Consider the following 14,826-nt stretch of genomic DNA (forward strand, 5'->3'; position numbering starts at 1 on the left):
AGTGAAATGGCAGGGGAAAATGGGGGGACGGCGCAAAGCCGGGCTTCTTTCGATGGGCTGGCCATTGCTCTGGTCATCTTCATCATGTTCAGCTGGGGGCTCAATCAGGTTGCCGTGAAGATCGGCAATCAGGGTTTCAATCCGATGCTGATGGCATCCGCCCGGTCGGTTCTGGGCGGCATATGTGTGTTTCTCTGGTGTTTCTGGCGGCGCATTCCGCTGTTCAGGAAAGATGGAACTTTGCTGCCCGGCATCCTTGCCGGATTGCTTTTCGGCACCGAATTCGTGCTGATTTTCATCTCGATGGACCTGACAAATGTTAGCCGCGTGACCCTGATGATGAATGTCATGCCGTTCTGGGTGGCGATCGGCAGCCATTTCCTGCTTGGCGAGCGCATGTCCGTCAGGGCCTTTGTCGGCATGTGTGTGGCCTTTCTGGGGGTATTTGTCGTCTTTTCCGACCATGTCAGCCGACCGGGGCCTTACGCGTTCTATGGCGACGTACTGGCGCTCGTTTCCGGTATCCTCTGGGGATTGACCACACTCGTCATCAAGCGCAGCAAGCTTGCTTATGCCGTTCCGGAGAAGATTCTGCTCTACCAGCTTGTCATTGCGACTTTGGTTCCGTTGCCGTTTATCGGCCTTGCCGGTCCGCTCGTTCGCGATCCGAATGTGCTTTCGGTGATTTCGCTGCTGTTTCAGTCCTTCTTCGTGGTCGCGTTCACCTATCCGCTCTGGTTCTGGATGGTGAACCGCTATCCGGCGTCGAAACTTTCCAACTTTGCCTTTCTCACGCCCGCCTTTGGCGTATTGTTGAGTGGCATTGTTCTGGGTGAAGCGTTGAGCTGGAAGATATTCGCAGCCTTGATCCTGATCGGTCTCGGCTTGATAATCATCAATCGACCGGCAAAGGTGGCAACAGCACGATGAAACTTGTTCTTTTCGATTGCGACGGCACTCTGGTCGATAGTGGTGATTTTATTCATCGTTGCATGGTGGAAAGTTTTGCCGATGCGGGGCTGACGCCGCCAGAACAAGCCCAGACGCATTCGATCATCGGTCTGTCGCTTCCTTTGGCCATAGCGCGATTGCTGGGGCGCGAGCCAGACGAGCAGGTCGATTGGCTGACGCAGCGCTATAAGGAAAATTTCATCCGCTTGCGTCAGGCACCGGATTTTGCGGAACCGCTTTATGATGGCATTCTGCCGCTTCTGACCGAACTTGGAGAGCGGGACGATCTTCTCCTGGGTATTGTCACCGGCAAGTCGCGTCGCGGCGTCCATGCGGTGTTCGAGCGCCATGGCATCGGCAAGCATTTTCTGGTTATCCGCACGGCAGACGATTGCCCGTCCAAGCCGCATCCGGCAATGGTGCTTGAATCCTGCGCTGAAATGGGGATAGAACCCGACCGAACCATTGTTATCGGCGATGCGATCTACGATATGCAGATGGCTCGCTCAGCGGGCGCTCTGGCGGCAGGTGTGTCGTGGGGTTATCATGACCACCAAGCGCTCGTCGAAGCCGGTGCACAGCATATATTGAGCACGCCGCACGACCTTCATCCGTTGCTCAAAGCGATGGATGCACTGTAAAAAGTTGGAAAGACCCCCATGCGTGATACTTTGAGCGATCTTGAAGCCGGAAAGCAGCTTTCCGACGAGAACCCCATCATTCGGGCCCAGAAGCTGATGCAGGCACAGCTGCCGAAGCGCTTCTATGAACAGGTGGACATCGCCGAAGTGGATGATGGCTTTGCGGTTCATCTCGATGGTCGCCCGGTGAAGACGCCAGCGCGCAGTCTGCTGCTGCTGCCGACAGCTGCTGCGGCAGAAATCATCGCGGAAGAGTTCCGCGCGCAGGAAAAGGTTATCGATCCGGGTAAAATGCCTGCCACCCGGCTTGTGAACACCGCTATTGACGGCATCGCACAGGATCCGCAGGCGGTGCTTGAGGATGTGTTGCGTTTCGCAGGCACCGATTTGCTGTGCTATCGCGCCGACGCACCACAGGAACTTGTTTCCCGCCAGACGGCGCGCTGGGATCCGCTGATCGATTGGGCGGAAACCCTTGGCGCTCGGTTTGCGCTCGCCGAAGGTGTGATGCATGTCGAGCAGCCGCGTGAGGCGATCACGGCATTTGGCATTCATCTGTCGGTGTTCAACGATCCGATTGCGCTCGCGTCGCTTCATACGATGACGACACTGACCGGTTCGGCCATCATCGCGCTGGCTATTGCCAAGGACGAAGTGTCCGCCGAAGACGGCTGGGCTTTGGCGCATATCGATGAAGACTGGACGACTGAGCAGTGGGGCGAAGACGCCGAAGCTGCAGCGCGACGCAAGGCACGCGAAATTGAAATGATGATTGCGGCGCGTATACTCAAGGCGCTCTGAATTCAATTCTTAGAGCTGTACGCATTATCCTACGCAAAACCGCTACGCACTTTTGCTGGAAATGCTCTAGATAGCTTCTTCAAAGTACTGAATACAAAAAGAAAACCCGGCCATAAGACCGGGTTTTCTTTTGCGCGTTTTTAAAAACGCGTCGTTCCCCTCGGTAACTCTTGGAGTTGCGGGAGCGCAAGCGCCCCCGCTTACCCGTTGATTAGACCGAGTAGTACATGTCGAATTCGACCGGATGCGGGGTCATTTCGTAACGCATCACTTCGGCCATCTTCAGTTCGATGAACGAGTCGATCTGGTCGTCGGTGAACACGCCGCCGGCCTTCAGGAATTCGCGATCCTTGTCGACTGCCTGCAGCGCTTCACGAAGCGAGCCGCAAACGGTTGGGATCTTCTTCAGTTCCTTTGCCGGCAGGTCGTACAGATCCTTGTCCATGGCCTGGCCAGGATGGATCTTGTTCTTGATGCCGTCGAGGCCAGCCATCAGCAGCGCTGCGAAGCAGAGATATGGATTGGCAGCCGGATCCGGGAAGCGAACTTCCAAACGCTTCGACTTCGGCGAGGAGCCGAATGGAATACGGCAGGAAGCCGAACGGTTGCGTGCCGAGTAGGCCAGCAGAACCGGAGCTTCATAGCCCGGAACCAGACGCTTGTACGAGTTGGTCGACGGGTTGGTGAATGCGTTCACAGCCTTGGCATGCTTGATGACGCCGCCGATGAAGAACAGGCAGTTTTCCGACAGACCGGCATATTCATTGCCAGCAAAGGTCGGCTTGCCATCTTTCCAGATCGAGAAGTGAACGTGCATGCCCGAGCCGTTGTCGCCGAAAATCGGCTTCGGCATGAAGGTTGCGGTCTTGCCATAGGCATTGGCAACCTGATGCACGACATATTTGAAGATCTGCATCTTGTCGGCGTTGCGAACGAGCGAGTCGAACTTGACGCCCAGTTCGTGCTGTGCAGCCGCCACTTCGTGGTGATGCTTTTCAACCGTTACGCCCATTTCCGTGAGAACGGTGAGCATTTCAGAACGCATGTCCTGGCAGCTGTCGATCGGCGGAACAGGGAAATAGCCGCCCTTGACGCGCGGACGGTGGCCGAGATTGCCGGTTTCATAGTCGGTGTCGTCGTTGGACGGCAGTTCGGTCGAGTCAAGCTTGAAGCCAGTATTGTACGGGTCAGCCTTGTACTTCACGTCATCGAAGACGAAGAATTCAGCTTCCGGGCCGACATAGACCGTGTCGCCGATGCCGAGCGACTTCATGTAGGCTTCTGCCTTCTTTGCGGTCGTGCGCGGATCGCGGCTGTAAGCCTCGCCCGAGATCGGCTCGAGAATGTCGCAAAGAATGACCAGCGTGGACTGTGCGAAGAACGGATCGATATGAGCCGTTGTCGGATCAGGCATCAGAACCATGTCGGATTCGTTGATGGCCTTCCAGCCAGCGATCGACGAACCGTCGAACATGACGCCGTCAACGAACATTTCTTCGTCAACAAGGCCGATATCCATCGTGACGTGCTGGAGCTTGCCCTTCGGATCGGTGAAGCGAAGGTCGACAAACTTGATGTCGTTGTCTTTGATCTGTTTCAGAATATCGTTGGCGGTCGTCATTTTAATTCCCTGTTTGCACGACGAAGGATAGGTAGGCTGATGTCAATCAGATGGCGTCCACGCCGGATTCACCGGTGCGGATACGAATGACTTCTTCAATGTTGGAGACGAAAATCTTGCCGTCGCCGATGCGACCCGTCTGGGCTGCCTTGCGGATGGCTTCAATCGCGTTGTCCACGGTTTCATCCGCTACAATGACTTCGACTTTCACCTTGGGAAGAAAGTCGACGACATATTCGGCGCCGCGGTAAAGCTCGGTATGACCTTTCTGTCGTCCAAAACCCTTGGCTTCGATGACAGTAATGCCCTGCAAGCCGACTTCCTGAAGGGCTTCCTTCACTTCATCGAGTTTGAAGGGCTTAATAATGGCTTCGATCTTTTTCATCAGAGAATGGTCTCCGCTTTTCTTCAGAAATGAGCGTTGTGCCCGTTTCACTGTAGGAGAAGCATGAAGCGTGCCAGTTTGGAAAACTTAGGCAAAATTTTCTCTTCTCTTCCATTTCCTTAGCAGAGTGGCACTAAAGGCGGCACATTTGCAAGGCGGTGCCTGTTGCTGGGGTGTGGAAGAGTGATCCCGATACTGAATGTATGATTAAAAAGTAATCAATTTGCGACAAATATAGGCTCTCTTGCACAAAGCCCTCTGCCGCGTGTTTAATCACCCCAAAACCCGTCTTACGAAACAGGTGTGCGATGTTGGAATTGCTTTCGCCCGACGAAATGGCCGCAGCGGACCGCTGGACCATGGATAATGGCGTACGAGACGGCTTTTCCCTGATGTTGGCGGCTGGACGGGCCGTGGCGGATGTCGCACGGCGCATGTTCGCCAACAAGGGACCCGTCGCAGTTTTGTGCGGGCCGGGCAATAATGGCGGTGACGGTTATGTCGCAGCACAATATCTTCTGGAAGCAGGTTTTGAAGTGGTGTGCTTCAGTGTCGCGTCGCCACGAAAGGGCAGTGATGCGCTTCGGGCCTCGCTGTTTCACAAGGGCGAGGTGCGCAGCATCAACGAATTTTCGCCTGCGAGTTTTTCGGGCGTCATCGATGCAATCTACGGTGCGGGACTGACCCGCGACGTTCATGGTGCGGAAGGCGTGGCAATCGACGCCATCAACGCTTCTGACATTCCGGTTGTCGCCGTCGATCTGCCAAGCGGTGTGTCGGGCGCCAGCGGGCAGATACTGGGCGTGGCCGTCAAGGCACGGGCGACGGTTACATTCTTTCGCAAAAAGTCCGGCCATTTATTGCAGCCGGGTAGGGGCTTATGCGGCGTTCTTCATGTTGCGGATATTGGAATTCCGGATCGCGTTTTGGACACTATTCACCCGCAGGCGCATGAAAATGCCCCGGGATTGTGGCTTGAAAACCTGCCAGTCCTGAGCGTCAACGCGCATAAATACAGCCGTGGCCATGTCGCGGTCTTTTCCGGCGGGATGCACGCCACAGGGGCAGCGCGGCTGTCGGCGCTGGCTGCGGCCAGAAGCGGTGCCGGAGCCGTAACGCTGTTGTCGCCGCCAGACGCCGTGTCCATAAACGCCGCCCATGTCACCAGCATTATGGTGCGTGAAACCCGTAGCGCCAAGGATGTACGGGACTTCGTCGCTGATCGAAAAGTCGCATCAGTTGTGCTCGGCCCCGGCTATGGAAATGCGGTTCTCGCACGCGAGCATGCGCTCATGCTGGCCGCAGGTTCGGCATCGGCGTTTCCCGCGCTTAACGGGCTTGTGCTGGATGCGGATGGCATAACGGCATTTGAAAAGAACCCGCGTGAACTGTTTGAGGCCAGAAAAGACGCAACGACTGCCCTTGTTCTGACGCCTCACGAAGGGGAGTTCCGTCGGCTCTTCCCGGATGTCGCGAGCGAAGATGCGTCAAAGCTGGACAAGGCGCGCAAAGCTGCGGCTCTCGCCAATGGGGTGGTGATCTATAAGGGACCGGATACGGTCATCGCCGCACCGGATGGTCGCGCCGCGATCAATGCGAATGGAACACCACTTCTGGCCACCGCCGGGTCTGGCGATGTTCTGGCAGGCATTGTGGGCGGATTGCTGGCGCAGGGAATGCCGTCCTTCGAGGCGGCCTGTGCGGCTGTCTGGGCACATGCCGATGCCGGTCGGCGTTTCGGTCACGGATTGATTGCAGAAGACTTGCCCGACCTGCTGCCAGCCGTCTGGTCGGCATTGGCGGTTGCAGCGAGGAGCTAAGGATTATCGGTGACGGGAGCCGCCTCTGCCAGTGCCGACATCGATGATGATATCGCCGGAGACAGAAACATCGGTGTTGCCGACCCGAAAATTCTTCCAGCTGCCTGCTGGCGTTCCATCCGGCTCCGGGGCGGGCGGCGGAGCCGAGACGAGCGGCTTTTGCGGTTCAACGCCCGGAAGACCGGGCGCAGATTTTTCCTGAGCGAAAGCGCCTGATACCAAAACAGTTGAAAAAGCCAGCGTAACAAACTGAAAAACTGTATTTTTCACCGTTCTTTATCCTTTCAGACGGGGTCTGCGACCGCGTCGATCAGCTGTTCAGCCATTTCGAGGGTGAACTCGTCATAATGCGAAATCACGCGGCTCGGCTCGTAATGCTGGACCGGAAGGTCGGTATAGCCGAAATCGACGGCCACCACGGGAATACCAGCAGCCTTGGCCGTGTCGATATCTGTGCGACTGTCGCCAACCATAAGCGCGCGATCCCGATTGCCACCTGCGCGGGCAATAGTGTCGGTGAGATGGCGCGGATCAGGCTTTCGCCAGGCGAAGGTGTCCGCGCCGCAAATGGCGGCAAAGCGCGCGGCTTCGCCCATCGAGGTCAGCAGCTTGACCGAAAGAGATTCGAACTTATTCGTGCAGACAGCCAGTTCGAAGCCGTGTGCCTGAAACCGGTCGAGCGCTTCCAGCACGCCAGGGTAAAAGGTGGAATGTCCGGGCATATTGTCTGCATAATGCTCGCGGAACTCTTCCACCAGACGGTCGAGACGCGTTTCGTCGATCTGCGTCTGCTGGGCGGCAAAGGCGCGCTCGATCATGGTGCGTCCGCCCTGACCGACAAAGCGGCGCAAAGCTGCGCGATCTGCCGCCTTGAGGCCTGAAATGGACAGGCAGTGATTGAGACTGTCGAGAAGGTCCGGCGCGGTATCGACGAGCGTGCCGTCGAGATCGAAAACGATGATGGGCTTGGCACTGGCAACGGACATACTGTCTCTCTCGTATAAAATGATGTCAGGCATTCGTAACCGATAGCGCTCGGCGGCTCAAGGCCGGGCTCTTCAGTCGCGCAGATGTGAAATTCTGCGTCATATTTAAATAGATGCTTTGTTGTGATGCCTGCGCGTGCTAGAGGCGAACCGAATTGGGACGAGAATCCGCCGGGTCAACCCGGAGGATATGCTAGGATTTCTTTCATGGACGAAGCACGCAAGCTGAAGATCGCCGCCGCAGCCGAGGCACTGACGCATGTCAAAGACGGTATGCGTCTCGGCATCGGCACCGGCTCCACGGCAGAAGAATTCGTGCGCTTGCTGGCTGAGAAAGTGCAGGGCGGCTTCAGGATCATCGGCGTGCCGACATCTGAACGCACTGCCAGCCTGTGTCAGGAACTGGGTGTTTCCCTCACAACACTGGAAGAAACCCCGCATCTCGATCTGACCATTGACGGCGCTGACGAAGTCAATGGCGAGCTTTCGCTCATCAAGGGCGGCGGCGGTGCGTTGCTGCGCGAGAAGATCGTGGCCGCGGCTTCCGACGCCATGATCGTCATTGCAGACCAGTCGAAAGTTGTGGAAACGCTCGGTCGTTTTCCGCTTCCAATCGAGGTCAATCGCTTCGGTCTCGGCGCAACGATGCGCGCAATCGAGGCGGCAGCCACGAAATGCGGCCTTGCAGGCCCGCTGAACCTGCGTTTAAAAGATGGTTCGCCTTTTGTAACAGATGGTGGACACTACATCGTCGATGCATCTTTTGGCCGCATTCCCGAGCCAAAGACACTCTCTGACGCTCTCTTCGCCATTCCTGGTGTTGTCGAGCATGGACTTTTCATCGGGCTGGCGCGTGCGGCAGTAATTGCCGGAACCGACGGCATTCGAACCCTGAACCGGTCTTGAACTGCCAGTGCTACAACTGGTGTTGAACTGATTGAACGGAGTATTGAGCATATGATCCCGGCAACTGGCTTTCGTCGTCTGATTGCACCGCTTTCCGTATTCGCCCTGATGGCCGGCGTTCATGCGGCTTCGGCGCAGGAAATCACTGATGCCCATCTGCAGGCTGCCCGCGAAGCGATCTCCGCGATCCACGCAACCGAGCAGTTCGACGAGATTCTGCCGAACGCAGCCCGTGCGCTCAAGGGCGAGCTGATCCAGAAGGATCCGAACCTCGAAGGTCTGATCACCAAGACCGTCGATGAAAAGGCTCTGGCTCTGGCTTCCCGCCGTTCGGACCTCGAAACCGAATCCGCTCGCGCCTATGCAAAGGCATTTTCGGAAGAGGAACTGAAGGCAATCTCGACCTTCTACACCTCGCCAGCTGGCAAGAAGCTGCTGTCGGAAGGCCCGATCGTGACCCGCGAAGTCGTGAAGGCCGCCAATGTCTGGCAGAATGGCGTTGCTCGTGACCTCGCTCGCGACGTTGCAGAAGTTCTGGCCGCTCAGACGGGTTCCACAGCCGCTCAGCCGGCGGAACAGCCTGCTCAGCAGTAATTTGCGATCAGCATGAAAAAAATTGAAAGCCCGGCGACTTGGCCGGGCTTTTTCTTTTGCTTACATATCAGGCGAATCTGTTGTTGACGCAGAATCCTGCCGGAAAGGCCTCGGGCATACCGGCATCGCGATTCATAAGGAGAATTCCCATGGCCAGCTACGACTACGACCTCTTTGTTATCGGCGGCGGTTCCGGCGGTGTGCGTGCAGGCCGTCTTGCAGGAGCCATGGGCAAAAAGGTCGGTCTGGCGGAAGAATATCGCATGGGCGGCACTTGCGTCATTCGCGGCTGCGTGCCGAAAAAGCTGTTTGTCTATGCCTCGCAATTTCCCGAGCATTTCGAGGATGCGGTCGGTTACGGCTGGACCGTGGGCGAGAGCAGCTTCGACTGGAAGAAGCTCATTGCCGCCAAGGACAAGGAAATTGACCGTCTGGAAGGTCTTTACAGCAAGGGGCTGGAAAATTCGAAAGTCGAAATTTTCGCAAGCCGCGCGGTGCTCGTTGATGAGCATACGGTCGAGCTGAAGGCCGATGGGCGTCGGGTTACGGCCGAGCATATTCTGGTTGCCACAGGCGGTCGTCCGAACCCGCATGAGGCTCTGCCCGGCCATGAGCTTTGCATCAGCTCCAACGAAGCCTTCCATCTGGAAGAATTGCCCAAGGCGATTGTTATTGCGGGTGGCGGCTACATCGCGGTGGAGTTCGCCAATATCTTCCACGGTCTTGGTGTGGAAACCACGCTTGTCTATCGCGGCAAGGAAATTCTGAACGGTTTCGACGGCGATGTTCGGCATCTGTTGCATGAAACCATGGAATCCAAGGGCATTCGCATCATTTGCGAGGCGGTTTTCGAAAACGTCGCGAAGCAGACAAACGGTCTGTTGTCGATCACGCTGTCGAATGGCGAAACTCTTGAAGCCGGGCAGGCGATGCTGGCGCTTGGCCGCATGCCCAACACCGACGGCCTCGGTCTCGAAGCTGCTGGCGTGAAGCTCGACAAGCTGGGTGCTATCGAAGTGGATGACTATTCGCGCACCAGCACCGCCAATATCTGGGCGGTCGGCGATGTCACCAACCGTGTGCAGCTGACGCCTGTGGCCATTCACGAGGCAATGTGCTTCCTCGAAACGGTGTTCAAGGACAATCCAACCAAGCCGGACCATGAACTGATCGCAACCGCCGTCTTTTCCCAGCCGGAAATTGGCACTGTTGGTCTGACGGAAGAGCAGGCTGCGAAAAAATATCCGGAAGTCGAAATCTATCGCGCGCAGTTCCGTCCGATGAAGAACACACTTTCGGGCCGCAATGAAAAGATGCTGATGAAAATCGTCGTCGATGCGAAGAGCCGCAAGGTGCTTGGCACCCATATCATGGGGCCGGACGCTGGTGAAATGGCGCAACTTCTGGGCATCTCGCTGAAGGCTGGCGCGACCAAGGACGACTTTGATCGCACCATGGCAGTGCATCCGACAGCAGCCGAAGAACTGGTCACCATGTACAAGCCAAGTTATCGCGTCGTAAACGGCGAAAAGGTCGACGGCTGATCCTTTCGCCGCAGGCGAATATCCTTAACGAATATTACTGGCATAAAACCCGCGCGTGCATTATATCAGCGCGACCCACGCACGCCGGGGTTCCGACATGTGCTGGCATCTTCTTCAGGTGCAAGCATCATGGTTGGGAATTCCGGCTTTCGTGTAAGGAGGATATAATCCGAGGATTATCGAGCGGATAACGCAAAACAGGTGCTCTAATGACGAAGAACTGGACCCCGCATTCCTGGAGAAACAAACCGATCAAGCAAGTGCCGTTTTATCCAGACGCACAGGCTTTGAACGACGTTGAGGCCCGTCTTCGCACCTATCCGCCATTGGTTTTTGCAGGCGAGGCGCGCAAGCTCAAGCAGCAGCTCGCAGCTGTAGCGGAAGGCAAGGCATTTCTGCTTCAGGGCGGCGATTGCGCCGAAAGCTTCGCTGAACATGGCGCGGACAATATCCGCGACTTCTTCCGCGTGTTCCTGCAAATGGCCGTCGTTCTCACCTTTGGTGCTTCCAAGCCGGTGGTGAAGGTTGGCCGTATTGCCGGTCAGTTCGCCAAGCCGCGTTCGACGGACATGGAAACGAAGGATGGCGTCGAGCTGCCATCTTACCGTGGCGACATCATCAACGGTATCGATTTCGACGCGGCCTCGCGCACGCCAGATCCGCAGCGCCAGGACATGGCTTACCGCCAGTCGGCAGCGACGCTGAACCTGCTGCGCGCTTTCGCGCAGGGCGGCTATGCCAATCTGGAAAACGTGCACCAGTGGATGCTCGGCTTCGTTGGCAAGAGCCCGCAGGCTGAACGTTACACGGCTCTGGCGCAGCGCATCTCCGAAACGATGCACTTCATGCGCGCTATCGGCATCACCTCCGACAGCAACCATTCGCTGCGCGAAACGGATTTCTACACGAGCCACGAAGCCCTGCTTCTCGGCTATGAAGAAGCGCTGACCCGCGTCGACTCCACGTCGGGTGACTGGTACGGCACGTCCGGTCATATGATCTGGATCGGTGATCGCACGCGTCAGGCTGACCATGCGCATATCGAATATTGCCGTGGCATCAAGAACCCGCTTGGTCTCAAGTGCGGCCCGTCGTTGCAGCCGGATGATCTCATCCGTCTGATCGACCTGCTTAACCCGGAGAACGAAGCTGGTCGTCTGACGCTCATCGCGCGTTTCGGCTACGACAAGGTGGGTGATCACCTGCCGCAGCTCATCCGCGCTGTCGAGAAGGAAGGCCGCAAGGTTGTCTGGTCCTGTGATCCGATGCATGGCAATACGATCACTGCTGGCGGTTACAAGACGCGTCCGTTCGACCGTATCCTCAAGGAAGTGGAATCCTTCTTCGCGATCCATCGCGCCGAAGGCACGCATCCGGGTGGCATCCATGTCGAAATGACCGGCAAGAACGTTACGGAATGCACGGGCGGTGCACGCGCCATTTCCGCAGACGATCTTCAGGACCGCTACCACACGCATTGCGATCCGCGCCTCAACGCCGATCAGGCACTGGAACTGGCGTTCCTGCTGGCCGAACTCCTCAAGAAGGAGCGCGATGCGGGCGCTGACAAGCAGGTCGCAAGCGCCTGATCAGTTCTTAAATTACCATCAAACGCGCAGGGCGGAGGTTTCGATCTCCGCCCTGTTGCTTTTGAGACAAAGTTCTCTAAAGCATTCTCGGGCAACACGCGAAACCGTGACCAACGTCTCTTGGGGGTATTTATGCAGCGCATTTTTCTGGCTTTTATAAACTCCATGCGGGCGCTGAAGTATCTCGCGGGCAATGAAAAAGCCGTGCAACAGGAACTGGTATTGTTTCTGATCTCGTTGCCGGTTGCATTCTTCCTTGCGCCAACGTGGCTGGCCTTCCTGCTGATGACCGGCTCGATCCTGTTTCTGATGATGATCGAAATTCTGAATACCGGTATCGAGGCCACATGCGATGCGGTTTCGCTCGATTTCCATAAGGAAATCCAGATTGCGAAGGATTGCGGATCGTTAGCTGTGTTGATTGCGATTATATTTGTCGTCGCAACATGGAGCTATGTACTGATATCGTCTTTCTACTCATAAGAAGAATACAATATCAATTTTAATAATTGGCATACGAATAGTTTCTTAATTGTTGGTATTTTGTAAATTATACTGATTGGTATCTTCTCTTGGAAATGATTCCAGGAGAAGATAATGACCAGAATAATTTATCTGTTTTTGTTGCTGATATTCGTAGTTTCGGCTGGGCGTTATTTTATCGATGCTCATGCAGCCGATGCTGCGCCTTCGAAAATGAATGCGCATGATTGTGATAGTTATGAAAATCTGGCGGATTACATTCGTTGTCTTCCTATAACGCCGAACGAAGATAGTGTGTGATTTTATTCCTCGCAACTACTTTGAAATATATCGCATTTTTGAATATTATTATTACATAAAATTCTTATTTATAAATTAAATATATCTTGCGAATAATTTAATAATTATTGGTATTTTTAATTTTTCTATTTTGAATATTATGTAATAGTAAATTCAAACCGGAGAATAGTGATGAATAAATTTATTATATCTTTAATTATCGTATCTTCTTCCTTGTCTTTTTTTGCTTATTCGGCGAACGCATGTATATTTTCTGGTGAAAATGTATTTGAATGTTTACAAAGATGCAAAGACAGCGGCGGTGATATTGCCTATGCCGGTTGCACTGTTGGGGTGGTTAATCCGTTCGCGAATGAAAAATAATCCCTAACTGGCACGTTACGAATTGCCAGAAGAGTCCTTTCTATGTTGAGCCATGTGCGGAACTTCCGTTTCGGGTCAGCAGATTAAACGCCGGAGGGGAGGCGTACCGGTCATTGCATCCCCTCCACTCCCACGCTAAATCTCTGACAGAAATAGTGTTGGTGAGAATCTCATTATGCTTCGTATTGCAGTCGCGCAGCTCAATCCCGTCATGGGCGATATCGCCGGAAATCTTGTTAAAGCTCGCGCGGCTCGCGCGCAGGCTGCCGAGATGAAGGCCGATCTCATCCTGTTCACAGAGCTGTTCATTGCCGGTTATCCGCCTGAGGATCTGGTGCTGAAGCCGTCCTTCGTCGCGTCCTGCGAGAATGCAGTGCGCGAACTCGCCGCCGATACGGCGGATGGCGGGCCGGGGGTTATCATCGGAACCCCTTTGCGGCGTGAGAGCGGTTTGCATAATTCGGTCATGGTGCTGGATGGCGGTGAGGTCATCGCCGAGCGGTTCAAGGTTGATCTGCCGAATTACGGTGAATTTGACGAAAAGCGCGTTTTCGAGGCGGGGCCATTGCTTGGCCCGGTCAATTTCCGCGGCGTGCGCATCGGTATTCCGATCTGTGAGGATATCTGGGGTGAACTTGGCGTTTCGGAAACACTTGCCGAGAGCGGCGCGGAATTCCTTCTCGTGCCCAACGGCTCTCCCTATCATCGGGGCAAGCTGGACCTTCGCTACCAAGTCGTTTTGAAGCAGGTGCTGCTGGCAGAATTGCCGATGCTCTATGTCAATCAGGTTGGCGGACAGGATGAGCTTGTCTTCGACGGCGCGTCATTCGCTTTCAATCCGGGCAATAATTTCCCGTGCCTGCAAATGCCGCAATTTGCCGAGCAGATTGCCTTGACCATCTGGCAACGTGACGGTGACACGTGGCGTTGCGAAGAGGGCGAGAAAGCCACACTTCCGGAAGGGTTGGAGACGGACTATTCCGCGTGCGTGTTGGGCCTGCGCGACTATGTGAACAAGAACGGTTTCAAAGATGTCGTTCTCGGTCTTTCGGGCGGTATCGACTCCGCAATCTGCGCTGCCATGGGCGTCGATGCATTGGGGCCGGAGCGTGTGCGCTGCATCATGTTGCCATACCGCTATACGTCGGATGAATCCCTGAAAGATGCAGCCGATTGCGCCAAGGCGCTTGGGGTGCGTTACGATATCGTGCCAATTGCTGAGCCGGTCGAAGGCTTCATGAGCGCGCTTCAACCGCTCTTTGCCGGAACCAATAGCGGCGTGACCGAAGAAAACCTGCAAAGCCGTGCGCGTGGCACGATCCTGATGGCCGTGTCGAACAAGTTCGGCTCCATGGTCGTCACGACCGGCAACAAGTCTGAAATGTCGGTCGGTTACGCCACGCTCTATGGCGACATGAATGGCGGCTTCAATCCGATCAAGGACGTGTACAAGATGCAGGTCTATGCGATGTCGGAATGGCGCAACAGCCATGTTCCGCAAGGTTCGCTCGGACCGACAGGCGAGGTGATCCCATACAATATCATCTCCAAGGCGCCGTCCGCCGAATTGCGCGAGAACCAGACCGATCAGGACAGCTTGCCGCCTTATCCGGTGCTCGACGATATTCTGGAATGTCTGGTCGAAAACGAAATGAGCAATGCTGATATTGTTGCGCGTGGTCATCCGGTTGAGACCGTGCAACGGATCGAACATCTGCTCTATCTGGCTGAATACAAGCGCAGGCAATCTGCACCGGGTGTAAAGATTACCAGGAAGAATTTTGGACGCGATCGCCGTTATCCCATAACGAACCGCTTCCGCGACCGCTGAACATACTGACT

The 14,826-nt window shown here is 55.4% G+C and carries 16 protein-coding genes; 12 read left to right on the forward strand and 4 right to left on the reverse strand.

Annotation, left to right across the window (positions count from 1 at the left end; all coding sequences use genetic code 11):
* The first annotated feature begins 6 nt into the window (after nucleotides 1–6).
* From QBD01_RS23810 to QBD01_RS23820, 3 genes are read left to right on the forward strand one after another with little or no spacing between them, the layout of a single operon-like run.
* A complete protein-coding gene (locus QBD01_RS23810) occupies nucleotides 7–930 on the forward strand; it encodes a DMT family transporter (protein ID WP_280994804.1) in 924 nt (307 codons plus the stop codon).
* Nucleotides 927–1,592, forward strand: a complete 666-nt coding sequence (locus QBD01_RS23815) for an HAD-IA family hydrolase (RefSeq protein WP_280994805.1) — start codon at nucleotides 927–929, stop codon at nucleotides 1,590–1,592. The genes QBD01_RS23810 and QBD01_RS23815 overlap by 4 nt, the downstream gene beginning before the upstream one ends.
* 18 nt (nucleotides 1,593–1,610) lie before the next feature.
* A complete protein-coding gene (locus QBD01_RS23820) occupies nucleotides 1,611–2,393 on the forward strand; it encodes an ATP12 family chaperone protein (RefSeq protein WP_280994806.1) in 783 nt (260 codons plus the stop codon).
* Nucleotides 2,394–2,604: 211 nt separating this feature from the next.
* Here the strand turns inward: QBD01_RS23820 and glnA are convergent, their stop codons facing one another.
* Together glnA and QBD01_RS23830 are read right to left on the reverse strand one after the other, a co-directional pair.
* Nucleotides 2,605–4,014: a type I glutamate--ammonia ligase gene (gene glnA, locus QBD01_RS23825; protein WP_280994807.1), complete on the reverse strand. Its 1,410-nt coding sequence runs from the start codon at nucleotides 4,012–4,014 to the stop codon at nucleotides 2,605–2,607.
* Nucleotides 4,015–4,060: 46 nt separating this feature from the next.
* Nucleotides 4,061–4,399, reverse strand: coding sequence for a P-II family nitrogen regulator (locus QBD01_RS23830; protein ID WP_078338549.1), 339 nt, complete (start codon nucleotides 4,397–4,399; stop codon nucleotides 4,061–4,063).
* A 308-nt stretch (nucleotides 4,400–4,707) separates the two neighbouring features.
* On the opposite strand from QBD01_RS23830, the gene QBD01_RS23835 reads away from it, so the two are divergent.
* On the forward strand, nucleotides 4,708–6,219 hold the full coding sequence (locus QBD01_RS23835; RefSeq protein WP_280994808.1) for an NAD(P)H-hydrate dehydratase: 1,512 nt from the start codon (nucleotides 4,708–4,710) through the stop codon (nucleotides 6,217–6,219).
* Nucleotides 6,220–6,222: 3 nt separating this feature from the next.
* On the opposite strand, the gene QBD01_RS23840 is transcribed toward QBD01_RS23835, so the two are convergent.
* Both QBD01_RS23840 and QBD01_RS23845 read right to left on the reverse strand, forming a co-directional pair.
* Complete coding sequence (locus QBD01_RS23840) at nucleotides 6,223–6,441, reverse strand: hypothetical protein (RefSeq protein ID WP_182520486.1); 219 nt, start codon at nucleotides 6,439–6,441, stop codon at nucleotides 6,223–6,225.
* 62 nt (nucleotides 6,442–6,503) lie between these two features.
* Nucleotides 6,504–7,205 carry an HAD family hydrolase gene (locus QBD01_RS23845; protein WP_280994809.1) on the reverse strand — a complete coding sequence of 234 codons (702 nt, stop codon included), beginning with the start codon at nucleotides 7,203–7,205 and terminating at the stop codon, nucleotides 6,504–6,506.
* A gap of 207 nt (nucleotides 7,206–7,412) precedes the next feature.
* On the opposite strand from QBD01_RS23845, the gene rpiA reads away from it, so the two are divergent.
* The 8 genes from rpiA (at nucleotide 7,413) to QBD01_RS23885 (ending at nucleotide 14,815) form a co-directional block, all read left to right on the forward strand.
* The gene (gene rpiA / locus QBD01_RS23850; protein ID WP_280994810.1) at nucleotides 7,413–8,111 is read left to right on the forward strand and encodes a ribose-5-phosphate isomerase RpiA; all 699 of its coding nucleotides are present in this window, start codon (nucleotides 7,413–7,415) and stop codon (nucleotides 8,109–8,111) included.
* A gap of 51 nt (nucleotides 8,112–8,162) precedes the next feature.
* Nucleotides 8,163–8,705, forward strand: coding sequence for a DUF2059 domain-containing protein (locus QBD01_RS23855; RefSeq protein ID WP_280994811.1), 543 nt, complete (start codon nucleotides 8,163–8,165; stop codon nucleotides 8,703–8,705).
* A gap of 149 nt (nucleotides 8,706–8,854) precedes the next feature.
* Complete coding sequence (gor, locus tag QBD01_RS23860) at nucleotides 8,855–10,249, forward strand: glutathione-disulfide reductase (protein ID WP_280994812.1); 1,395 nt, start codon at nucleotides 8,855–8,857, stop codon at nucleotides 10,247–10,249.
* Between the two features lie 209 nt (nucleotides 10,250–10,458).
* A complete protein-coding gene (locus tag QBD01_RS23865; RefSeq protein ID WP_280994813.1) occupies nucleotides 10,459–11,838 on the forward strand; it encodes a class II 3-deoxy-7-phosphoheptulonate synthase in 1,380 nt (459 codons plus the stop codon).
* A gap of 132 nt (nucleotides 11,839–11,970) precedes the next feature.
* Nucleotides 11,971–12,321 (forward strand): diacylglycerol kinase, encoded by a 351-nt coding sequence (locus QBD01_RS23870; RefSeq protein ID WP_280994814.1) that lies wholly within the window; start codon nucleotides 11,971–11,973, stop codon nucleotides 12,319–12,321.
* Between the two features lie 114 nt (nucleotides 12,322–12,435).
* Nucleotides 12,436–12,621: a hypothetical protein gene (locus QBD01_RS23875; protein ID WP_280994815.1), complete on the forward strand. Its 186-nt coding sequence runs from the start codon at nucleotides 12,436–12,438 to the stop codon at nucleotides 12,619–12,621.
* A 171-nt stretch (nucleotides 12,622–12,792) separates the two neighbouring features.
* A complete protein-coding gene (locus QBD01_RS23880) occupies nucleotides 12,793–12,984 on the forward strand; it encodes a hypothetical protein (RefSeq protein ID WP_280994816.1) in 192 nt (63 codons plus the stop codon).
* Nucleotides 12,985–13,159: 175 nt separating this feature from the next.
* Nucleotides 13,160–14,815, forward strand: a complete 1,656-nt coding sequence (locus QBD01_RS23885; RefSeq protein WP_280994817.1) for an NAD+ synthase — start codon at nucleotides 13,160–13,162, stop codon at nucleotides 14,813–14,815.
* Nucleotides 14,816–14,826: the final 11 nt, after the last annotated feature.

The organism is Ochrobactrum sp. 19YEA23 (genome assembly GCF_029909865.1).
Lineage (GTDB): Bacteria > Pseudomonadota > Alphaproteobacteria > Rhizobiales > Rhizobiaceae > Brucella > Brucella gambitense.